We start from the raw sequence: 23,216 nt of genomic DNA on the forward strand, positions 1-23,216 counted from the left end.
TCAGCGGCCGGGTTTAGTAGCCCTTGGTAATTGAAGACACTCAACACCTGCAAGCAATCAGGCATTACGCCTGTACTTGATGGTGGCTGTGCGCAGGGCGCTTCGGCGCGCCGGCTTCTTCGATTCCCCGGTCTACTAACCTGCGTACAGCCGCCACCCTTCGTTTAGTAGCGAAGCGGTGGCAGCCCACTCAAGGAATCGAAAGCATGTTCAAGATCACCCCCAGCCCCCCCCGAAGTCTCGCCCTACGACGACCTGCACCCGCACAAACTGCACGACGCCGCCAACCGGGCGTTGGACTATTACCTGCTAACGCCCACCGACACGCCACGCCGCCCTGCGGGGGCGAAACTGTTTGCGGTAGCGGCGGATATCAACCCCCAGGCCTTACTGGCCCATGCCTTTGAAACCCTGACCTCGGCCAGCGCCCTGACCCTGGATTTGTCCGACGACCTGGACGGGCGCCAGCGCAACCTGGCACTGGCGATCTACAGCCTGATGGAGTTGGGCGGGTTGTTGCTGGAGAAAGCCCTGGACCAGGAACCCGCGCTGGGCTCCTAACCGCGCTGGCCCTGCCGCCAGCGGGCAAGCGGCACTGAAGGGCCCCTAGGCCGATTCCGACAAGGAGCGAAAGCTGAAGTAGCAACGCAGGGCCCGCACCAGTTGCAGGTACTCGGGGGCGGCGTTGAGCACCACAAAACCGGCGTCGTAGTGCATTGGCGTGGCGTCTTCATGGCTCCACTGGCAGCGGGCCTGAAGATCGATGACCTGGAGCGCGCCTTCGCTGTCAGGAACCTTGAGGCGCAGGGAGAAGTCGGCGTCGGTCATGATGGGGATCTGGCTGATGAGCATCAGGCCGTCTTCGGAGACGTTGCCCAGGTAGCCAATGGGTTTGTCGGTGATGCTGTTGAAAACCTTGAGGAAATACGGCAGTTGATGCCGCTCAATCCGGCGGTTAGTGAACATACGCAGGCTCGCCCTACAAAGGCCATTAAGCATGGCCACACTAATGCTTCGGAACGCGCCCGTGCTGGCCGGCGTGCTCTCCTCGGTCGTGGTGCGCCCGCGGCCCAGGGCCCTGCGCTGACTGCTGCCGCTCCCAAGTAGGATCGGGTTTTAGGGTTGACACTCTAAACACCCTGATATCGAAGACTAGCGCAAAGCTGGCTGACGGCCAGCTATTAAATGATGCTCAGCATCAAAAGGCAGTCGGGCGAACGGCCGCCGCGCTGCGGGTCGGGTAGTGGCCCAGGCTTTGCAATGTCTCCAGGCGCGCACGGGCGCGGTAGGCGTATTCGCTGGCCGGGTACTGGCTGATGATGAACTGGTAGGTCTGCACGGCGTCGACGAACAGTTTCTGGCGTTCCAGGCATTGGCCGCGCAGCAGCGACACTTCCGGCTGCACGTAGCGGCGGGTACGGCTTTCGCGCTCGACCTTGGACAACTCCAACATCACCTGGTCGCAGTTACCACGCTCGTAGGCGCGGTAGGCGCTGTTCAAATGGTGGTCCATCGACCAACGGGTGCAGCCCACAACGCTGAGGGCCAGGGCGGCCATAAGCACGAATCGCATAAAAGGTTCTCCTGTCTTGTGGCCTGTATCGGCCCCTTGGCGGATTTCTTCAGTTCGGCATCAAAGCCATAAGGTAGTGCATGCGAACAATGACTACAGCTTTGCAGCGGAGTAGCCTTGCCGGGCCCTTGAACTCAGGAGTCTGTGCATGTCTGTTCGTCGTACCAAAATCGTCGCCACCCTTGGCCCTGCCAGTAACTCGCCAGAAGTGCTCGAACAACTGATCCTGGCAGGCCTGGACGTTGCCCGGCTGAACTTCTCCCACGGCACGCCCGACGAGCACAAGGCCCGCGCGCGCCTGGTGCGTGAACTGGCCGCCAAGCACGGCCGCTTCGTCGCCCTGCTGGGTGACCTGCAAGGCCCGAAAATCCGCATCGCCAAGTTCGCCAACAAGAAAATCGAGCTGAAAATCGGTGACCTGTTCACCTTCTCCACCAGCCACCCGCTGACCGAAGGCAACCAGCAAGTGGTCGGCATCGACTACCCGGACCTGGTCAAGGACTGCGGCGTAGGCGATGAGTTGCTGCTCGACGACGGCCGCGTGGTGATGCGCGTCGATACCGCCACGGCCACCGAGCTGCACTGCACCGTGACCATCGGCGGCCCGCTGTCGGACCACAAAGGCATCAACCGTCGCGGTGGCGGCCTGACCGCCCCGGCCCTGACCGAAAAAGACAAGGCCGACATCAAGCTCGCCGCCGAGATGGAAGTGGACTACCTGGCGGTGTCGTTCCCGCGCGATGCAGCCGACATGGAATACGCCCGCCAACTGCGCGACGAAGCCGGCGGCACAGCCTGGCTGGTGGCCAAGATCGAACGCGCCGAAGCGGTGGCCAACGATGAAACCCTGGACGGCCTCATCAAGGCCTCCGACGCGGTCATGGTGGCCCGTGGCGACCTGGGCGTGGAAATCGGCGACGCCGAGCTGGTGGGTATCCAGAAGAAAATCATCCTGCACGCCCGCCGCCACAATAAAGCGGTGATCGTGGCGACCCAGATGATGGAGTCGATGATCCAGAACCCGATGCCGACCCGCGCCGAAGTGTCCGACGTGGCCAACGCCGTGCTCGACTACACCGACGCCGTGATGCTCTCGGCCGAAAGCGCCGCCGGCCTCTACCCGCTCGAAGCGGTACAAGCCATGGCGCGCATTTGCGTGGGCGCGGAAAAGCACCCCACCAGCAAAACCTCCAGCCACCGCATCGGCCAGGTGTTCGAGACCTGCGACCAGAGCATCGCGCTGGCGGCGATGTACACCGCCAACCACTTCCCGGGCGTGAAGGCGATCATCGCCCTGACCGAAAGTGGCTACACGCCGCTCATCATGTCGCGCATCCGTTCGTCGGTGCCGATCTACGCGTTCTCCCCGCACCGTGAAACCCAGGCCCGCGCGGCGATGTTCCGCGGCGTGTACACCGTACCGTTCGACCCGGCCTCGCTGCCGCCCGAGCAAGTGAGCCAAGCGGCCATCGACGAACTGCTCAAGCTGGGCGTCGTGGCAAAAGGCGACTGGGTGATCCTGACCAAGGGCGACAGCTACCACACCATTGGCGGCACCAACGGCATGAAAATCCTGCACGTTGGCGACAAAATGGTCTAAGCCCAGCCCCGCAACACCCCAAAAGCCCCGGCATGCAAGTGCCGGGGCTTTTTGCATGGGCATGTGCATTGCCTGGGCCACCGCCATCGCACGGCAGGCTCGCTCCCACAACGGGTCGTCGACATTCTGTGGGAGCGAGCCCGCTCGCGATGGGGCCTGCCCTGGCGTACCTACCCGTGGGGCAAGAACACATCCGCCAGCAGTTGGTTGCGCGGCAGCCCGGCCAGGTACAGGCGTTTGGCGAAGGCTTCGACGCTGTCGGGGGCGCCGCACAGCAGGGCCTGGGTCTGGCGCGAGGGCACGCGCAGTTGGCTCAGGGCCGCAGGCGCCTGGGCGGCGGTGAGCAGGTCGATCGTCAGGTGGGCGTGATGGGCCGCCAATGCCGCCAGGGGCTTGGCCAGGTAGTGCTCCTGCTCATCATGGGCCAGGTGAATAACGCGGATCGGCCCCTGGTGGTCGTGGCGCAAGGCCTCGCGCAGCACACCGAACAGCGGCGCCAGCCCGGTGCCCGCTGCCAGCAGCCACAGGGGCCGGGCCTGCCAGTCGGGGTCGTAGTGCAACGCGCCGCCGCGTAGTTCACCCAGCCGAATCGGCTCGCCCACCTGCAAACGCCGGGCGGCATCGCAAAATTGCCCGGGTAAGTGGCAATCGAGGTGAAACTCCAGAAAGTCATCTTCGCCCGGCAGGCTGGCCAGGGAATAAGGCCGCGCCACCTGCCCGGCCCATAGCACCAGGTGCTGGCCGGCACGGTAGCGCAAGGGCCGCTCGGGGCGCAGGCGCAGGCGCAACACATGGGCGCTGAGCCAATCGAGGGCCTCGACCCGCGCGGGCAAGCCGTCCTTGAGCGGGTCGAAGGCGCTGACGTGAAGGTCGCCCAACACTGCGCACTGGCAGGCCAGGCGCCAGCCCTGCTGGCGCTGCTCGGGGCTCAAGGCGTCGGGGCGGCGGTCGTTGACCTCGCCCACGCACTGCACCAGGCAGGCGTGGCAACTGCCGGCGCGGCAGCTATAAGGCACGTTCACCCCGGCGCTGTTGAGGGCGTCGAGTAGGTTGCTGCCCGGCGCCACGCTCCAGCGCCGCTCGCCCACGCGCAGCTCAGGCATCGACGCTCTCCCAGGCCGCCGCGCAACGGTTACGCCCGTCGCGCTTGGCCCGGTACAGGGCCTGGTCGGCGCGGTGCAGGGCGTCGTCGAGGTCGTCGCCCAATTCCAGCAGCGTCATGCCGGCCGACAGGCTGAGGTCGTGAATATGCAGGCCGATCAATTGCACGTCGGTAAAGGCGATGCGCAGGCGTTCGCAGCACGCGGTCAGGCGCTGCGCATCGCAAGCGGGTAACAGCAGGACGAATTCTTCGCCGCCATAACGGGCCAGTACGTCGCCCTCGCGCAGGCAGGCCCCGGCCACGGCGGCGAAGGCTTGCAGCACCTGATCGCCGGCGGCATGGCCGTGGACGTCGTTGATGCGTTTGAAGTGGTCCAGGTCGATCAGCGCCAGGCCATGCACCTGGCCGTGGCTCAGGGTGTGCAGCTCGCGGGAGGCCAGGCGCAGGAAGTGGCGGCGGTTGAACAGCCCGGTCAGTTCGTCGGTGGCCACCAGGTCTTCAAGCTGGCGCATCATGCCGCGCAGGGTGTCCTGGTGGGCTTGTAGGGCAAACCGGCGCTGGCGCATGCGCGCCCGTGAGGCCTGCACATAGCTGGCGTACAGGCACAGCCAGGCCAACACGACAAACAGCACGCACACCTGGAGCGCGGCGAGCAGTGGGTCTTGGAGCTGGAACTGGTAGCCCTCCCACAGGTTAACGGCGCTAAAACTGACGAACACCAGCGCCGCGCAACGCACAAAGGCCTTGCGCGACAGGTGAAAGAGGCCAAACAGCAGGATCAGTACGTAGAACACCAAAAAAGCGCCGCGGGCACTGTCCAGGTGGGCGATCAGCCAGGTTTGCCAGGCCAGGCCCAGCAGAATCTGCACTTCGGTCAGGCTGGGGTCGCGCAGGCGCAGGTTGCGCCCGGTCAGAAACAGCGCCAGCAATACGCCCTGGCTGAGCACCACCAAGCCGCTGCCCAGGGCGGCGCCGAACACGGATGCTTTGAAATGGCCGCTGAGCAACGCCAGCCAGAGCAGGAGCAATGCCAGCCCATAGGTGCCCGCCGCGAGGGTGAAACGCTTGAGCAACAGGCTTTGGATGACGTTATGGGTCAATCTTTGACTCACCGTGCGAAAGGATGCTGAACGGGTTTCCTACCCTACAAGCCATGCGCCACTTTAGAGATGCGGCCCACAAATGACTATTCAATTTTTAGCGCGACGGCTGTGGGCCCATCCCTGCGCTGTGGGAGCAACTGTCTTACCCTTATTCGTCACCGCCACTGAGTGCCTCCCTCGCGAGCAGGCTCGCTCCCACAGAGGAAAAAGAAACTCCCACCCACACCACCGCTCCCACGCAGCCGCTACGCCCGCGACCATGGTCTATCGCCCCGCGGGTGTGCCCGGGCACGGGGCGGGGTATACTGCCGCGCCTTTTTAGCGTCGCGCCTGCCACAGCGGCGTGGCTTCAAAGGTGGGGTCGGCGACCAGCGCCACCCAACCGGCCCCACCTTATTAAATGTTCCCGTCTTTATAGAGGAGCGCGACTCATGACCGTGATTAAGCAAGACGACCTGATCCAGAGCGTTGCCGACGCCCTACAGTTCATTTCCTACTACCACCCCGTGGATTTCATCCAGGCCATGCACGAGGCCTACCTGCGCGAAGAGTCGCCCGCCGCGCGCGATTCCATGGCCCAGATCCTGATTAACTCGCGTATGTGCGCCACCGGCCACCGCCCGATCTGCCAGGACACCGGTATCGTCACCGTGTTCGTGCGCGTGGGCATGGACGTGCGCTGGGACGGCGCCACCATGGGCCTGGACGACATGATTAACGAAGGCGTGCGCCGCGCCTACAACCTGCCGGAGAACGTCCTGCGCGCCTCCATCCTGGCCGACCCGGCCGGTGCCCGCAAAAACACCAAGGACAACACCCCGGCGGTCATCCACTACTCCATCGTCCCGGGTAACACCGTGGAAGTGGACGTGGCAGCCAAGGGCGGCGGCTCCGAGAACAAATCGAAGATGGCCATGCTCAACCCGTCCGACTCGATCGTCGACTGGGTACTCAAGACCGTGCCGACCATGGGCGCCGGCTGGTGCCCGCCGGGCATGCTGGGCATCGGCATCGGCGGCACCGCCGAAAAAGCCGCAGTGATGGCCAAGCAGGTGTTGATGGAGTCCATCGACATCCACGAGCTGATTAAGCGTGGCCCGTCCAACCGCATCGAAGAAATGCGCCTGGAGCTGTTCGAGAAGGTCAACCGACTGGGCATCGGCGCCCAAGGCCTGGGTGGCCTGACCACCGTGCTCGACGTGAAGATCATGGACTACCCGACCCACGCCGCGTCCCTGCCGGTGTGCATGATCCCTAACTGCGCCGCCACCCGTCACGCCCACTTCGTGCTCGACGGTTCCGGCCCGGCCGCCCTGGAGGCGCCGCCCCTGGAAGCCTACCCCGAGATCGTCTGGGAGGCCGGTCCATCGGCGCGCCGCGTCAACCTCGACACCCTCACCCCAGAGGACGTGCAGAGCTGGAAGCCGGGCGAAACCGTATTGCTCAACGGCAAGATGCTCACCGGCCGCGACGCCGCGCACAAGCGCATGGTCGAGATGCTGAACAAGGGTGAAACCCTGCCGGTGGACCTCAAGGGCCGCTTCATCTACTACGTCGGCCCGGTCGACCCGGTGCGCGAAGAAGTGGTTGGCCCAGCCGGCCCGACCACCGCCACGCGGATGGACAAATTCACCCGCCAGATCCTCGAACAAACCGGCCTGTTGGGCATGATCGGCAAGTCCGAGCGCGGCCCGACCGCCATCGAGGCGATCAAGGACCACAAGGCCGTGTACCTGATGGCCGTGGGTGGCGCGGCCTACCTGGTGGCGCAAGCCATCAAGAAATCCCGCGTGGTCGCGTTCGCCGAGCTGGGCATGGAGGCGATCTACGAGTTCGACGTCAAGGACATGCCGGTCACTGTGGCCGTGGACAGCAAGGGCGAGTCGGTGCACATCACCGGCCCGGCCATCTGGCAACAGAAAATCAGTGAAAGCCTGGCGGTAGAAGTGCACTAAGCACCTCGCCCACGGGTCAATGAAAAGGCGAACGGGGTAACCCGCTCGCCTTTTTTTTGCCTCGCTGGCACGCAGTTCAATCGGCAATAAACAACCCGCCACTAAACCCCATTCGGTCTAAAAAACCCCACAAAACTGTCAGATCTGACAGGTCACAGCCTTAGCACAACTCGTTACCGTGAACCCTGCCGGGCATGCCGTCGCCTGCCCCCTTCAAAGGTAGGAGCGCTTCATGGACGAGAAAAATCCCCCTTCACTCCCAGCCCTCGTCGACGACAGCACTCGCGCCAAAAGCGGCCGGCACAGCTTCAAGGTGGCGATGAAGAAGATGGGATTGACCTCGGTGTTCGACATCATCCGCTTGTCGCGCCAGGTGTTTGCCGCGCAGCTGAGTCAATACAGTGACGCCGACGCCGGGCAGGCCTACGACAATGCCATGTCGTATGCGGTGCAGATCGCCCGCCAGTACCGCGAACACCAAACCTCATCAGGGCAAGGGTCCAGCGCCGGGCAGCGCACGGGCGTGCGTTCGCTGGTGAGCATCGGCGCCTCGTACCAAAACCTGTTCAAAGAGAACTGGGACGACTTCTGCTCCGTCGGCGCCATCGCCGCCATCGACTCGCCGGTGGCCTACCTGAGCCGCCTGTACAACTTTGCCGGCGAACTGGAGGCCACCCCCCTGGACCCCGACCTGCCACCCCGCGCGCTGCTGGACAAACGCCGCCCCGACCTCAAGGACTTGCTGATCGACCAAGACAGCACCTTCACCCCGCTGCCCATGCTCGACCTCGTCAACGACATCCTGGGCAAAACCATCAATGCCCACCTGGCCAGCACCCCGGACAAGAACAAAGACCTCTATGAAGTGCTCGCCAGCCGCCGCTACCCCTTTGAGTTCCCTTACAACCTGCACCACCAGCAATGCGTCCAGGGCCTGACGGGAAGCAAGCCCAGGCTGGGCGAACTGAACCTGCGCATCAGCCTCAAGCTGCCCCTGAGCACCACCGCCAGCGACGCCTACGGCCGTGTGCAGCAAGACAGCGCCATCGCCCAGCAACTGATGTCGGGGCTGGGGCCGGAGCAGCAGCAGTTACTGACCCAGGAGGCGCCGTTTACCACGTTCTACCTGGCCCTCAACGACTTCGCAGCCGGGCAGCCATGGGCGAGCCCCGCGCCCGAGTTTTCAGCCATACATACCAACAAGAACACGTCTTTTTTGTTGCCCAAGGATCAACCTGGGGTCGGCGTTGTCACGCCACAGGCCGATGCACCAGGCTCCGGCAGTGGAAACACCACCGTGCCTCTCACATTCAACAGCGCGACAAACCCCGACAAACCGGTGGAGTTCTTTCTGAATTCGAACCGCATCGGTTCAACGGGCGGGTATGTGCTGAATCAGACACACCCGGCATCTAGCAAACCGGCGAACATGAGCATCCTGCTGAAAACAGCCCTTGAGCCCAACATCGCTGACGGCTATCGCGTGTCGTTCCAGGTACAAGTAGATCGTGCAGGGGCGAGGGTCGCACAACATAGCTTCACCCTGACCTTGGACGAACACTTGAGCCTCAACGCACAAGAGCAGGCATTTTTCGCCACGCACTATGGCGCCAGCGAACTCTCGATCACCGCGCCTTCGCTGACCGACGCAAACGAGTTCATGCACCGCACAGCCCTTAATTCCGAACAGTTGGAACGGCTTTTGGCCCAGCGCCGGCATTTCCCGCGCTTGTCCGCCAACGTCCCCAGCAAAAACCCCGCCAGCCCGGGGGCTGGCTACTCAAGAGGCTTCCCCCATTCGTCCCACTACGGCGCCTGCTACGTCAACGGCGCCGGCTCGGGCAACTACGACACCGCCACCACGCCGGATGCCACTTCCATCCAGAACGACCAGTACGACAACGCCATGGCCCTGGTGCCCTACGAGGTGGGCGATCACAACGGCTGGCGCATCACCAAGACCTCACCCGATCGCCTGGACCGCATGCAACGCATGATCCGCCTGCAACGCTGGACGCAAATCCCTTTCACCGAGCTGGACACCCTGCTTATCAGCGCCATCCGCGCCGAAAGCCCGTTGAACCTGGGCCTGCAACTGACCGCCAACACCCTGCGAGCCCTAGGCCTGTATCAGTACCTGAGCCGCCGCTACCCCAAACTGGCGCCCGAGGAATTCGCCGCATTCCTGCATGACCTGACGCCCTACAACACGGACGATCGCTTGCCGCTGTTCGACCAGGTATTCAACCGCTTGCAGGTATTCGATACACCGCTGGTGCTGGACCAGACCCCATTCGCCCTGGATGCCACCCCCGCCGCACAGAAAACCCTGCTGCAACTCGCCGCCGGGCTCGGCCTGCAACCGGCCGAAGACTCGTTGCTGTTGCTGGCCCGCCAAACCCTGGCCGACTTCAAGGCGCTCACGCGCGACCTCACCACCGTGTCGTCGCTGTACCGCCAGGCGCGAATCGGCCAGATGTTCAGCCTGTCGCCGGCCGACACCCTGGGCCTGGCCCAGGTGCTGGGTGGCGATGCGTACCGCAGCCACCTGAGCCGCGGCACCCTGGCGGACCAGGCCACGGCAGGCAGCACCGATATCCTCGACGTGCTGCTGCAAATGGACTGGGCCTTGGGCTGGCTGCGAGAAATCGACCTCAGCGTGCCGCGGCTGCGCCACTTGCTGGGCCTGGACCGCGACAAGACGCCCATCTCCCAAGAACTGGCCCAACGCCTGCTACAACTGCACGACGCCGCCGCCCAAGCGGTGCTGACCCCGCAGGAACTGGCGACCCTAGCGTTGCCCGCCAAGGAAGACGGCGCCGGCACGCCTGCCATCAACTGGTTCAACGTGCTGCTGGACGAAAAAGGCGGCGCGGCGAAAAAACCCTTGATCGACCGTAAAGGCCTGTTCCTAGCGCTGCCCTTGGCCAGCGATGTGCCGGAACACTTCGAAACCGCGCTGGTCACCGTGGTCGGCCGGCTCACCCTGGCCGATGCGGTCAAGGCCCAAGCGGTGCAAACCCTCAAGCCGCTGGTGATCGCCGCACACGACCGGCAGCAGCAGTTGATCGAAGGGCTCCTGCAGGAAACCCTGGCCTTGCCCAAGGAATTGACCCCTCCCGTACTGGCCTGGGCTAAGGACTCGGTCTACGACCTGCTGCTCGCGGCGCTGTTCAACGACGGCAGTTTGAACTTCCTGTACTCGCGGGTCGCGCGCCATGGCGAAGCGGCACTGGCATTGCAAATCAGCCAGAGCACCCTGCGCCTGTTCCTGCTTCACCCCACCTGGCTCGGCGCCTCGGGCTACAACCCACCGGCCACGCAAAAACCGGCCCTGGCCGAACTCTACCTGCTGGAACGCTTCGGCCACTGGCAGCGCTCCCAGCCTCTGCCCGAAGCCACCTTGCTCAGCTATTTCGTGCTGGCCAACCCGCCCGCAGCCGAACTGAAAAACAAGCAACTACGGGCCAACGTCGCCGAAAACGCCAACGCCGCCCTGGCCTACCTCTTGGCCTGGAACGAGCAGGAAGTCGCACAACTGACCGACCTGCTGGCGTCCAAACACGCCACGTCCATGGCCGACGTGGACTGGGTGCGCCGCTGCCAAGCCACTTGCCTGGCCAGCGGCCTGTCCACCAGTGGCTTGCTCGCCGCCACCGCGCTGACGCCCCAAAGCGCCTTCACGGACTGGAAAAAGGTCGGCCAGGCCGTGATTGCCGCGGCCTCTGCGCCCCAGCCGGGCACCCTGACAGTCAAGGAGTGAGTCATGACCGCCTCTATTGAAAAACAGCTCAACGAATCCCTGCGCGATGCCCTGGTGGCAATGTACCTGCACGAAGTGGTGCCCGCCGACCCCACCTTGATCGAGCTGCAACTGAACCACCGCATCGAAACCGCCAACGATCTCTACGAGTACCTGCTGCTCGACGTGCTGGTCAGCCAGGACGTGCCTACCAGCCCCGTGGCCTGCGCCATCGCCAGCCTGCAGCAATACATCCACGGCATGTTGATGAACATGGAACCCGGCTACGCCTCCAATAGCCTCACCCCCGAGCAGTTGGAGCGCTGGCGCGAAGAGATGTATCAATACCCACTGTGGGCCGCCAACCAGCAACTGCACTACTTCCCGTCCATCTACCTGGACCCGACCCTGCGCCAGACCCGCACCGAAAACTTCAAGCAACTGGAAAACGACATCAACCTGGCCCAGATCCAGCCAGACACCGTACAAGCCGCCGTGCTGGCGTACCTGGCACGCTTCGAGGAAATCGCCAACCTCAAATGCCTCAATGGCTATATCGACGGCCAGGACTTTGCCAACAGCCCCTACTACTTTGTCGCCAAGTCGCCGGCGGAAAACCAGTTTTACTGGCGCTCCCTGGACATGAGCCAACGCCCGCAGAAGGCCCCCGCCCTTTCCCCCGACCAACCTGCGCCCAAGTACGACAAACCCCTGCCTGCGGCCTGGTCGGACTGGAACAAGGCCAACGTGCCCATCGGCGAACATGCCATCACCCACAGCGTGCGCCCGGTATGGTTCAACAACCGCTTGTTCATCTTCTGGGCCGATGTGACCTTTGAAGACCCCCGCCCGGCAGCACCCAATGCACAAGTGCGGGAAACCACCCCCGCCAGCCCACTGTTTCGGCTGTATGGCTCCTATAAAAAATACGACAACACTTGGAGCACACCCCGTACTTATATTGAAGAGTACGGCACTTCCAAAGACATGTTCGACCCCAAACTGGACCCCCACTTGGTAGAACAAGCAACCGACACCATCGCGGTGTACGACAATACAACGTCCCCGGAAACGCTATTTCTTGCGCTCTATTATGGTTATCACCATGGCAATGCCGACAATGGCACTAAGGATTCTTATACATTCCTTAGAACATTACGCATCGACAAAAACTTCACCCTCACGCCCCTATTCCCTTTTGAGGGTTATGTAAACCCACCCCCTGCCATTCAAAGTTCCATTCCAATACAAGATGACGAAGCCCACGTACGCAGGGTAGGCCACTTATTTGCACACGACGAAAATGGCGCCAGCCGCTTCCAGTATTGGCTGCCCCATGGAAAACAACAGTTCGGCACTATTACTTTACCGCCCGTACCGACGACGCCTGAAGCGTTATGGAACTACGAAGGTTTGCAGTCGAAGATAGCCAGCCTCACTACCAATGATATTCGCTATGACCCGGAAAGTTCGACCATCCAAGTAACATCGCGAGTAACCGACAACATTACCAGCCACACGACACTTACCATCACGCTTTTTGACGCATTTCAGGCACTCGTCAAATTCGACCTTATTGTTGCCTCTAACGATAACGCGAATGAATGGATCACCCTGCTGCCAGGGTCAACAATCACCGCATTGAACACGGACTTTTACAATCAGACGCCCCCTGTACTCTATACATTTGACAAGTTGGACAAACCGTTCAGCCAACTCATAGTTACCCAGAACAATATAAATTCATTTATGATCCCCCCTATTAACTCCGGACAAAGCACCGCACTAATAAAAACTTCAATTTCGAGAAAAACCCTCGAATTTATTCTAAAAAATCCTCAAAACACAAACATAAGCAAAATTACCAAGCTTTATAAAAACAATATAAATGAGATAAAAATCAGCCGCACCACAGTCGAGATAACAGGGCCGCTTCTATATAGCCATCTAATTCTGCACCCACTCAAACCCTCTGACATTCCAGAAAACTTCAACGACCTACGTCAACTAGCCAGATCCACTATTAGCCAGACCATAGAAAAGAACGACGCCCTCTCTCTGTCATTCCCAATTAACCGCGATACGCTATTACCGGAAGATTGGCCTGTTGACTGGCCAGACGGGCATAACTCGATTCGGTTGATTCATGGTATCGCCGTCTACAGCGCCTATTATTTGGGGGGTCCTATCTATCTGGGCAGTGCATTCAAAATAGTCGAAATGGGTTGGAGCGAAAGTTCCGAGACCCCCGAGCAAATCGCCCCGATGATTTTGCATAACCCCAGTACGACACTGGGCGACGCCGAGTCCATCGACTTCTTCGGCTCAAGCATCGAGTTTTCCGACGGTAGTGAAACGGACTATCGCCAACCCATCCGGATGAACACCACCTTCGCTCGCAGCCTGATCCAGCGCGCGGAGGAAGGCATGGACAGCCTACTGTCCTGGGAAACCCAGCACCTTAAAGAACCACCCATTGAACATTTGAGCGGTGACGATCTAATGGATTTCGCCGGGGCCTACTATCTGTATTTCCTGGAGTTGTTCCTGTACCTGCCCTGGCTGGTGGCCTATCGCTTGAACAAGGAAGAACAGTTCGACGAGGCGCTGCACTGGTTGGCCTACCTCTTCGACCCCATGCGCCAACAGGGCGAGAGCGGCCATCCGCCGTTCTGGAATGCCGTGCCGCTGGTGCCCCATCTGGTGGATACCGAAGAAGACGTGAGCCACGCCACCCGAGCGCCCAACGACCCGCACCAAATCGGCCTCAGCCACCCGGTGCACCTGCGCAAGGCCTTGTATCTGCAATACCTGGATATCCTCCTCAGCCGCGCCGACAGCGCCTACCGCCAGTTGACCCCCGATGCCCTGGTGGTGGCCAAGCTCGGCTACGTACAGGTGCTGGACCTGCTGGGGCCGCGCCCGGATGTGCAAACGGTGGACACCTGGGCCCCTATCAAACTCAAGGCGCTAAGCGATGCCACCAACCCCGAGCTGCGCAACTTCGAGCAGCGCTTGCTGATGCGTGAGCAATACCTGCTGGAAAACCCCCGGCCCCAGTTTGGCGGGCCGCACCCGCAAGTGGTGCCGCAGCTGTGCCTGCGCCCCTGGGCCGACGACCCGTCGCTGCCCACGGTGGACAACCCCTACCTGCGCCTGCCCTTCAACCCTGAACTGGTGCAGCGCTGGGACCTGGCCGAAAGCCGCCTGTACAACCTGCGCCATAACCTGGACATGGCCGGCAACGCCCTGCACCTGCCGCTGTTCGCCCCGCCCCTGGACCCGCGCGCCCTGCTCGCTGCCCGCGCCGCAGGGCTCTCGGGCGCGGCGCTCAACCAATACCTGAACCCGAGCATCGCGCCCACGCGCTTCAACTTCCTCTACGCCCATTGCATGAACGCGGTAGAGGTGGTGATCCAGTTCGGCGCCACCCTGCTGTCGCTGATCGAGCGCAAGGAACAGGCCGAGTACCTGGAGCTGCAACAGCAACAGGCGTGGAACCTGGCGAAAATCGCCGTGGATATTCAGGTGCAGGCTGGGGAAACCGATAACAAGAACGAGCTGGCGTTGAAGGCGAGTCAGAACATCATCCAGCAGCGGGTTGGCTACTACCAAAATTTGACCATGTTCCCTGAAGAGATATCGGCCGGCGCCTCCTCCCTGTCCTCTCGGGTCGCAAGGATTACTGCCATGACAATAGAGTCGGGAGGGGAACTCCTGAAGCTGCTGCCTAACATTTTTGGCGTGGCTGCCGGAGGTAGTCGTAGCGAAGCAGCTGCGAGAGCGGCCGCCCTCCTCACTAGCAGCACTGCGATGGTGGCGAGCGACACGGCTGACACGCTCTCGTACAAAGCCCAATTCGATCGCCGCGCCCAGGAATGGCAACAAGCCCTCGACCAGGCCACCCTGGAAGCCGCCCAGGTACAGGCCCAACTCGACGCCTTCCAGGAGCAGAAAAAAGCCACCCGCTTGCAACTGCGTATGGCCCAGACCAGCCTGGAACAGGCCAAGGCCACCCACGACTACCTGCTCGGCAACAAGCGCTTTGGCAAAAGCCAGACCTACGACTGGCTCAACAACCAGTTCACCCGGTTGTACGGCCAGGCGTTCAATTTTGCCCAGTCGTTGTGCCAGGCCACGGAGGCGGCGTGGCGCTACGAGCAGGCTGACTACCGGCGCCCTTCCGTGTTCAATGCTTCGGCCTGGAACGCCAGCTACCGCGGCCTGGGCGCGGGTGAAAGCCTCAAGCTCGGCTTGCTGGAGCTCAACACCCGCCGCTTGCTGAGCAACGAGCGCGACCTGGAGATCCGCAAAACCGTGTCCCTGCGCCAACTCAAGGACAAGGACAGCGATTCGACGATCAACAAGCCCTGGGCGGACATCCTCGCGGATCTGCTCAGTACCGGCAGCTGTGAATTCGAACTGACCCAGAAAATGTTCGAGGCCGACTACCCCGGCCACTACCTGCGCCGGATCAAGACCATCAGCGTATTCCTGCCGGTGCTGCTGGGGCCCTACGAAGATGTACGGGCGACCCTGGCCCAGACCTACAGCACGGTGCAGATGGACGCAGCCGGCACGGTGGCCAAGGAAAACCTGCGCGCCAGCCAACAGATCGCGCTGTCTAGCGGCATCGACGATTCGGGGATGTTCAGCCTCAACTTTCAGGACGAGCAGTACCTGCCCTTCGAGTACACCGGCGCCGTGTCCAAGTGGCAGTTGACGTTCCCCGGCCACGGCGGCACGCAAAAAGCCATGCTCGAATCCCTGACTGACATCATCGTCAAGTTCAGCTACACCAGCCGCCGCGGAGGCCAGTGATGAACGAACCCACTACCTCTGCGCTGGAAGTCAACGCCCCCGCCCTGCCCAAGGGCGGCGGGGCGATTCAAAGCATCGGCAAGGGCTGGGGGGCGGTGGGCACCAGCGGCGCGGCGTCGCTGGAGCTGCCGCTGCCGATTTCCGGGGCGCCCAACCGCAGCCTGGTGCCGAACCTGGGCCTAGGCTACAGCAGCGACGTGGGTAACAGCCCGTTCGGCATCGGCTGGCGGATGAGCTCCAACGCCATCACCCTGCGCACCACCAAAGGCGTGCCGCGCTATGACGGCAGCGACCTGGCGGTCGGCCCCGACGGCGACGTGTGGATGCCCGAGCGCAATGAAACTGATGGCCAACCCGTGGCCCGCACGGTGTCCGAGTATCGCGGCGTCACGGTGGGCGAACACCGGGTGGTGCGTTACCACCCACGAGTCGAAGGCGCTTTCACCCTGATCGAGCACTGGGCCACCAACGCCGACGCAGCCGGGTTCTGGCTGCTGCATGGTGCCGATGGCAGCCTGCACTTGTACGGCAAGACCCTCGCCTCACGCCGCGCCGACCCCAACGCCCACGAACGGGTCGGCGTGTGGCTGCTGGACGAAAGCCTCAACAGCCGGGGTGAGCATGTGGTGTATGAGTACCTGGCCGAAACCGAAGCGCCGGTTGGCCCGCAGTTTCGCGACTACCGCGCCCAGCGCTATCTCAAACGGGTGTGCTACGGCAACGAGGTCGCCAGCGCCGACCTCTACTCATGGAGCACCGACGGCTGGAGAACCGTGCGCTGGCATTTCCACCTGCTGTTCGACTACGGCGAGCGCAGCGCCGGGCTGACGGAAAAACCCGCCTATGGCCCGCCCTATGGGCTTGAAGGCGATGTGTTCGGGCCCTGGAAGGTGCGCAGCGACCCGTTCTGGAACTACGCCTACGGTTTTGAACTGGGCACGCGGCGCCTGTGCCGGCAGGTGCTGCTGTTCCACCAGTTCCCCGAATTGGGGCAGCACCCGGTGCTGGTACAACGCCTGCTGCTGGAACACCGCAGCGACGCGCTGGGCTACAACCACCTCACGGCCGCCCACCTGCAAGCCTATGACGGCCGAGGCCAGGTAGAGAGCCGCCCGCCCATGGAATACGGCTACAACCCCTTTGCCCTGGTGGCCGACCGCCAGGGCTATACGCCATTCCCGTCGATGCCCGGTTTGAATGACGGCCAGGCCTATCAACTGGTGGACCTTTACGGCGAAGGCCTGCCCGGTGTGCTGTACCGCATCGACCAGGCCTGGTACTACCGCGAACCCCAGCGCGGCCCGGACGGCGGCGATCAAGTGCGCTATGACGAATGGAAATTGCTGCCCCACTTGCCCGCGGCCGACAGCAGCAAAGCGGTGCGCCAATCCCTGAGCGACATGACCGGCGACGGCAAGCTCGACTGGGTCGTGGCGATGCCCGGCATGAGTGGTTTTTTCACCCTCAACCCGGACCGCACCTGGTCCCAATTCGTGCCCTTCAACGCCTTTCCCACGGAGTTTTTCCACCCCCAGGCCCAACTGGCCGACCTGGTGGGTGATGGCCTCACGGACCTGACCCTGATCGGCAGCCGCAGCGTGCGCCTCTACGCCAGCCGCCGCGAGGATGGCTTTGCTCGGGGTGTGGATGTGCCCCGCCGGGACGACGACGATGCCCTCCCGCTGCTCAGCCCGTCCCCCACGGAACTGGTGGCCTTCAGCGATGTGCTGGGCAGCGGCCAACAACACTTGGTGCGCATCCGCCACAACGAGGTCAAATGCTGGCCCAACCTGGGCCACGGGCGCTTCGGCAAAGGTTTTGTACTGAGTACCTTGCCGTTTGCCTACGAAGAATTCGAGGCGGCGCAGGTGCGCCTGGCCGACCTCGATGGCTCCGGCGCCGCCGACCTGATTTACCTCAAGAGCGATGGCTTTGAGGTGTTCATGAACCACGCCGGCAACGGCTACCCCGACACGCCCCAGACCCAACCCTGGCCCGAGGGTGTGCGCTACGACCGTTTGTGCGAAGTCAGCTTCGCCGACCTGCAAGGCCTGGGCTGTTCCAGCCTGGTGCTGAGCGTACCGCACATGTCGCCGCGGCACTGGCGCTATGACTTCGTCCAGGCCAAGCCCTACCTGCTCAGCCGCGCCAACAACAACATGGGCGCCCGCAACGGCGTGAGCTATCGCAGTTCAGCCCAGGAATGGCTCGACGAAAAAGCCCAGTTGCGCGCCGCCCAGCAAGAGCCTGTATGCGAACTGCCCTTCGCCCTGCACCTGGTCAGCCAGCAGACCCAACTGGATGAAATCAGCGGCCAGCAACTAAGCCAGCACTTCAGTTACCGCCAGGGCTATTACGACCGCCACGAGCGTGAGTTCCGCGGCTTCGGCCTGCTGCTGCAAACCGATACCGAAGGCGCCCCGGCCCAACGCCTGGAAGACGGTTTTACCGCCCCCGTGCTGAGCAAAACCTGGTTCCACACCGGCCGGGCCGTGGACATGCCGCCCAGCGACGGCTACGCCGGCGACCCTGGCGCCGCGGCGCTGCGCCCGACCCTGGTGCAGCGCTACCACAGCCGCGACCATGCCAGCGAAGGGCTCGACCCCATCGACGACACCCTGGCCCGGGAAGTCGCCCGGGCCCTGAGCGGCTCGGTGCTGCGCAGCGAAATCTACAACGCTGACGCTCCCGCCGTGCCCTACGGCGTGCAGCAGCACCGCTACCTGGTGCGCCTCTTGCGCCCGGCGGGGCAGCACCAGCCCTACGCCGTGGTGCAGCCACTGACACTGGAGTCGCGCAGCCTGCACTACGAACAATCCGTCGCCGATGACCCGCTGTGCCAGCACAGCATCAACCTGGAGTGGGACGACTACGGCACCCTGACCCACGGCTGGGTGGTCTACTGCCCGCGACGTAAAACCCGCAGCGACGCGCCACCCTTCAGCGACCCCTACCAAAACACCTGGTGGAGCGATACCCATGACGAGGCCCAGCAGGCCTGGTACCTGACCCAGGCCAAGGTCGGGTTCATCCACCAAAGCGACCCACAAGCCTGGCGCCTGGGCCTGGCGTACCGTTCGCGCAGCAATGCCCTGGTGCTGGCCAAAACCGACCTGCACGCCAATGACCTGTGCCACGAAAAATTCCTCGAGCTGAGCCAGGACGGCGGCCCCTGGGCGCAACAAGCCGTGCTCACCGGCCTCAGCCTGCAGCGCTACAAACACCCGGACAGCGGCATTACCCTACCCGTGGGCGCGGCCACCTTCGAGGCCCTGCCCGACTACGAAGAGCACGCCGAACTCGATGCCACCGCGCTGAGCGCCTATGACCGGGTCAAAGACATCGACCCGAATTTCGACCTCAAGGCGCGTCTGCTCGAACCCGAGGTCGGCTACCAGCCGATGAAGCTGTTCCTGCCGTACGACCAGGAAGAAGACAACAAGACCAACCTGTGGTCGGTGCGCCAGGGCTTTGCCACCTACGCCAAGCTGGAGGATTTCTACAGCATCACCCTCGTGCAACAGACCCTCAGCCACGGCATCACCCAGGTCACCCACGACCCCTACTGGTGCCTGCAAACGGCCGTGCAATTACCCGATGGCTGCGTCACGCAGGTGCTGGACATCGACTACCGCACCTTCCTGCCCGGGCGCATCCAAGACCCCAACGAAAATATCCAGGAGGCACGCTACAACGCCCTGGGCGAGATGCAGGTCAGCAGCTTCCATGGCACCGAACTGGGCCTGCCAGTGGGCTTCAAGCCCCTAGCCGATTACGTGCCCCCCGCCGACCGCAGCCCGGCAACCGCCATTGCCAACCCGGTGGCCGCGATCGGCGAGTACGCCACTGCGATATTTTCCGACCCATTCAGTTGGATGGGCCGGATCTCGCAAGCCTCGCCGCCGCCCGAGGCGTGGCGCACCTGGGCCAGGGCCGAAGGCTTCATCCTGCCCAGCGGGCACCTGTGCGACCGTGCCCGCCAGCATATGCTGGGGTTGCAAAACCCTTCGCCCAACGAAGTGATCCTGCAACAGCAACTCGACGCTGCCCAGCGTGAACCAGTGCACGTCGCCACCCTGCAAGCCGACCGCTACCCCGGCGACCCCGAGGCCCAGGTACGCATCGCTATCGCCTGCTTCGACGGCTTTGCCCGCACCCTGCAAACCAAACAGGAAGTCGAGCCGGGCCTGGCCTACGTGGTGGACGAAAACGGCGCGCTGAAACTGGGCGCCGACGGCAAACCCGTGCAACAGCAGGCCGCACGGCGCTGGCGAGTCAGCGAACGGGTCGAATACAACAACAAGGGCGTGACAGTACGGGTCTATCGCCCGTACTTCGCCGACCAGACGCGCTACATCAACGACCAATCCTTTCGCCAGCACGGCTACTGCGACCGGCTCTACTACGACGCACCTGGGCGCCTGGTACGCACCGTCGCCGCCAAGGACGACCTGGAAGACCGCCAAACCTACCTGGGTTGGTACACCATTGCCGAAGATAAAAACGACACCTATGAAGAGGTCATGGCACGCAAGGCCAAGGACGCCAAGGCATGAACCCCGGCGTGCATCACCACACCCCGACCCTGGCCGCGATTGACGGCCGGGGCCTGGTGGTGCGCCAGGTGCAGTACCTGCGCGCCACCGCGGCCGATGCACCGCAAGCCCAAGTCAGCCGCCAGCACCATGACGCCGCCGCACACGTGGTGGCGCAATACGACCCACGCCACAACGGGCCACAAGCCAACCTGAACAACCTGTACAGCCTGGGTGGGGCGGTGTTGTGCAGTATCAGCGTCGACAGCGGCTGGCGCATCGACCTGCCGGGTGTGGCCGGGCAGGCGTTGCAACGTTGGGACCAACGTGGCAGCCACCAACGCAGTACATTCGACCCTCTGCTGCGGCCCACCGCCATCGTCGAACAGGCCCGCGCCGGCCCCGCCCAAACCGTGCAGCGCTTGACCTATGGCGACGGCTCGGCGGCCTACGCCCAGCACAACCAATGCGGGCGCCTGGTAGCCGAGCACGACAGCGCCGGGCGCCTGAGCATGGATGAGTACGCCGTCAATGGCGCGCCCCTACGCCAGGGCCGACGCTTTCTCAAGGGCCTGGACATGCCCGACTGGCCACCCACCGCCGCCGGCCAGGAAGCGTTGCTGGAACCCGACACCTGGCTGACCCAATGGCGCTACAACGCCAGCGGCGTCCCGCTGGAGCAAACCGACGCCCGCAACCATCGCCAGCACTTGACCTACGGCCTCGATGGCCGCCCCAAGCGCCTGGCCTTGCAACTGCACGGTGCAGCCACCGTGCAAACCCTGGTGGAAGGCATCGAGTACAACGCCGATGGCCAGATCCAGGCGCAAGTGGCGGGGAACGGCGTGGTCAGCGTCACCGATTTCGACCCGGCCGATGGCCGCCTCAGGCAACTCAAGGCGTTCAAGGGCAGCACGGTGTTTCAACACCTGAGCCAGGCCTACGACCCGGTCGGCAACGTTATCGCCCTCACCGACCACACCCAAGCCATCCGCTACGCCGCCAACCAACGCCTGGACGGCAGCCGCGCCTTCACCTACGACAGCCTCTATCGCTTGGCCAGCGCCACCGGCCTGGAGGGCCCCGGCGCCAGCACCCAGCCGCAGTTGCCGCCATTGATAAGCCCCATCGACCTCACGCGCCTGGGCGGCTACACGCAAACGTTCGCGTACGACAACGGCAATAACCTGACCCGCCTCACCCACGTCAGCGCCCTGCCCGGCCGGTCCCACACCGTGCACATGCGCCCGCACGACCAGAGCAACCGCTGCCTGGGCTGGCAAAAAGGCCAGGGCGCTGAGTTGGAGATGACCTACGACGCCGCTGGCAACCTGCTCACCCTGCAACCGGGCGGGCAGGCCCTGGCCTGGACCGTGCGCAACCAGTTACAAGGCTTGACCCAAGTGTCCCGCGCCCACGGCGACGATGATCGCGAGTGCTACGTCTACGACAGCACCGGCCAACGCCTGCGCACCTGGCAACGGGCCAGGGCCGCGGCGGTCGAACACATCCGCGAAGTGCGCTACCTGACGGGCCTAGAAGTGCGCACGGTGGACGGCGAGCAGCAGGTGCTGCACGTGGTCACCCTGCAAGCAGGCCACATCCATGTGCGCTGCCTGCACTGGGCGGCGGGCAAACCCGACGGCATCGACGCCGATCAACTGCGCTACAGCCTGACCGACCCCTTAGGTTCCCTGGACACCGAACTCGACCAACAGGCCCACGTGATAAGCCGCGAGGGCTACTACCCGTTCGGCGGCACCGCGTGGCAAGCGGCCCGCTCCCAGGTAGAGGCCGAGTACAAAACGGTGCGCTACTCAGGCAAGGAGCGCGACAGCAGCGGCCTCTATTACTACGGCGCCCGCTACTACGCGCCGTGGTTGCAGCGCTGGGCCAGCGCCGACCCGGCGGGGGCGGTGGATGGGCTGAACCTCTACGGCTTCTGTGGCAGCAACCCCATCAGCCGCACCGACCCCGATGGGCGTATGTGGCAGGACGATGATCCGGCGCTGGATCGGGTACTGGACGAGTTCGTCGAACACGAACAAAGCCTGCGCTACCAATATGGCTTGCCTCCCATCGCCTCCCCGGCCTCGGAACACAGCGATGACGAGGAGGCGATGCAGACCCAGGACTCGCCGGCGTCCCTGCAAAGCCAAGGCTCGCCGCCCCCCTCCGACACCAGTCACCCGGCAACCCCCGAAAGCCTGAACCCGCCGCCACCGACCGCCGAGCAACACAGCCTTTTAGAGCGTTTAAACACTCACACGCCTCAGTTCCAATACAGCCTGAACAACAGGAACCTGCTGGCCCGCGGCAACTTTGGCGGCAAGGTCTACCGGGCGGATCGGCGCACCCCCGCCGAAGTGGCGCGCGAGGGCTTCAAGCCCTCGGACGAATTTACCGCCATCCCCAAAATGATCGGCGGCGATGCCTTGATAGTGGCCGAATCCCTGACGGGGGTTTTGGAGTACGCGGCTTACCACCCCACCCAGTACTACCTGTATGAAATTGACGCCACCGATGTACGCGGCGTGTCCTTGCTTGAAAACATGGTGTTGAACAACGAACCGCTGCTCAAACATCTCGACCAAACACCTGACTTCAGCCCCTACAACCAGACCGGAGGGGCCAACCGAATGCATGAGGCGCACCTGAGCCATGACGACTTGATAACGTTCGCCAGGCCCATTGTGTCAATAGGGCGGGCGATAGATGTGTTGCGTCCACCCACTTGAGTTCACTCATCCGCCAGAGCGCCCGATCACCACGCAACGTCGCCGGA

11 protein-coding genes are annotated in these 23,216 nt (G+C 63.2%); 7 read left to right on the forward strand and 4 right to left on the reverse strand.

The window, feature by feature from the left end:
- Positions 1 to 294 precede the first annotated feature (294 nt).
- A complete protein-coding gene (locus AC19YR_RS13105) occupies positions 295 to 561 on the forward strand; it encodes a DUF6124 family protein (RefSeq protein WP_500598745.1) in 267 nt (88 codons plus the stop codon).
- Between the two features lie 45 nt (positions 562 to 606).
- Here the strand turns inward: AC19YR_RS13105 and AC19YR_RS13110 are convergent, their stop codons facing one another.
- Together AC19YR_RS13110 and AC19YR_RS13115 are read right to left on the reverse strand one after the other, a co-directional pair.
- The gene (locus AC19YR_RS13110; protein ID WP_095106568.1) at positions 607 to 966 is read right to left on the reverse strand and encodes a PilZ domain-containing protein; all 360 of its coding nucleotides are present in this window, start codon (positions 964 to 966) and stop codon (positions 607 to 609) included.
- A gap of 232 nt (positions 967 to 1,198) precedes the next feature.
- A complete protein-coding gene (locus AC19YR_RS13115; protein ID WP_500598747.1) occupies positions 1,199 to 1,573 on the reverse strand; it encodes a tetratricopeptide repeat protein in 375 nt (124 codons plus the stop codon).
- A 148-nt stretch (positions 1,574 to 1,721) separates the two neighbouring features.
- Between AC19YR_RS13115 and pyk the strand changes: the two genes are divergently transcribed.
- Positions 1,722 to 3,173 (forward strand): pyruvate kinase, encoded by a 1,452-nt coding sequence (pyk, locus tag AC19YR_RS13120; protein ID WP_095106564.1) that lies wholly within the window; start codon positions 1,722 to 1,724, stop codon positions 3,171 to 3,173.
- 170 nt (positions 3,174 to 3,343) lie between these two features.
- Here pyk and AC19YR_RS13125 read toward each other — a convergent pair whose 3' ends face one another.
- Together AC19YR_RS13125 and AC19YR_RS13130 are read right to left on the reverse strand one after the other, a co-directional pair.
- Positions 3,344 to 4,276, reverse strand: coding sequence for an iron-sulfur-binding ferredoxin reductase (locus tag AC19YR_RS13125; RefSeq protein WP_500598749.1), 933 nt, complete (start codon positions 4,274 to 4,276; stop codon positions 3,344 to 3,346).
- A complete protein-coding gene (locus AC19YR_RS13130) occupies positions 4,269 to 5,375 on the reverse strand; it encodes a GGDEF domain-containing protein (RefSeq protein WP_095106559.1) in 1,107 nt (368 codons plus the stop codon). The genes AC19YR_RS13125 and AC19YR_RS13130 overlap by 8 nt, the downstream gene beginning before the upstream one ends.
- Before the next feature lie 434 nt (positions 5,376 to 5,809).
- Here AC19YR_RS13130 and AC19YR_RS13135 point away from each other — a divergent pair, with 434 nt between their 5' ends.
- From AC19YR_RS13135 to AC19YR_RS13155, 5 genes are all read left to right on the forward strand, one after another.
- Positions 5,810 to 7,333, forward strand: coding sequence for a fumarate hydratase (locus AC19YR_RS13135; RefSeq protein WP_500598752.1), 1,524 nt, complete (start codon positions 5,810 to 5,812; stop codon positions 7,331 to 7,333).
- Between the two features lie 232 nt (positions 7,334 to 7,565).
- On the forward strand, positions 7,566 to 11,096 hold the full coding sequence (locus AC19YR_RS13140; protein ID WP_500598754.1) for a Tc toxin subunit A: 3,531 nt from the start codon (positions 7,566 to 7,568) through the stop codon (positions 11,094 to 11,096).
- A gap of 3 nt (positions 11,097 to 11,099) precedes the next feature.
- Positions 11,100 to 15,896, forward strand: coding sequence for a Tc toxin subunit A-related protein (locus tag AC19YR_RS13145; protein ID WP_500598756.1), 4,797 nt, complete (start codon positions 11,100 to 11,102; stop codon positions 15,894 to 15,896).
- A complete protein-coding gene (locus AC19YR_RS13150) occupies positions 15,896 to 20,452 on the forward strand; it encodes a SpvB/TcaC N-terminal domain-containing protein (RefSeq protein WP_500598757.1) in 4,557 nt (1,518 codons plus the stop codon). Before AC19YR_RS13145 ends, AC19YR_RS13150 begins: the two co-directional genes overlap by 1 nt.
- On the forward strand, positions 20,449 to 23,169 hold the full coding sequence (locus AC19YR_RS13155) for an RHS repeat-associated core domain-containing protein (protein ID WP_500598758.1): 2,721 nt from the start codon (positions 20,449 to 20,451) through the stop codon (positions 23,167 to 23,169). The genes AC19YR_RS13150 and AC19YR_RS13155 overlap by 4 nt, the downstream gene beginning before the upstream one ends.
- Positions 23,170 to 23,216 lie beyond the last annotated feature (47 nt).

The sequence above is a fragment of the Pseudomonas sp. MF08817 genome (assembly GCF_059862705.1).

Bases quoted from the DNA above. Each gene is read 5' to 3' on its own strand.
- AC19YR_RS13110 (WP_095106568.1), bottom strand. From the start codon at position 966: ATGTTCACTAACCGCCGGATTGAGCGGCATCAACTGCCGTATTTCCTC.
- AC19YR_RS13115 (WP_500598747.1), bottom strand. From the start codon at position 1,573: ATGCGATTCGTGCTTATGGCCGCCCTGGCCCTCAGCGTTGTGGGCTGC.
- pyk (WP_095106564.1), top strand. From the start codon at position 1,722: ATGTCTGTTCGTCGTACCAAAATCGTCGCCACCCTTGGCCCTGCCAGT.
- AC19YR_RS13125 (WP_500598749.1), bottom strand. From the start codon at position 4,276: ATGCCTGAGCTGCGCGTGGGCGAGCGGCGCTGGAGCGTGGCGCCGGGC.
- AC19YR_RS13135 (WP_500598752.1), top strand. From the start codon at position 5,810: ATGACCGTGATTAAGCAAGACGACCTGATCCAGAGCGTTGCCGACGCC.
- AC19YR_RS13140 (WP_500598754.1), top strand. From the start codon at position 7,566: ATGGACGAGAAAAATCCCCCTTCACTCCCAGCCCTCGTCGACGACAGC.
- AC19YR_RS13145 (WP_500598756.1), top strand. From the start codon at position 11,100: ATGACCGCCTCTATTGAAAAACAGCTCAACGAATCCCTGCGCGATGCC.
- AC19YR_RS13150 (WP_500598757.1), top strand. From the start codon at position 15,896: ATGAACGAACCCACTACCTCTGCGCTGGAAGTCAACGCCCCCGCCCTG.
- AC19YR_RS13155 (WP_500598758.1), top strand. From the start codon at position 20,449: ATGAACCCCGGCGTGCATCACCACACCCCGACCCTGGCCGCGATTGAC.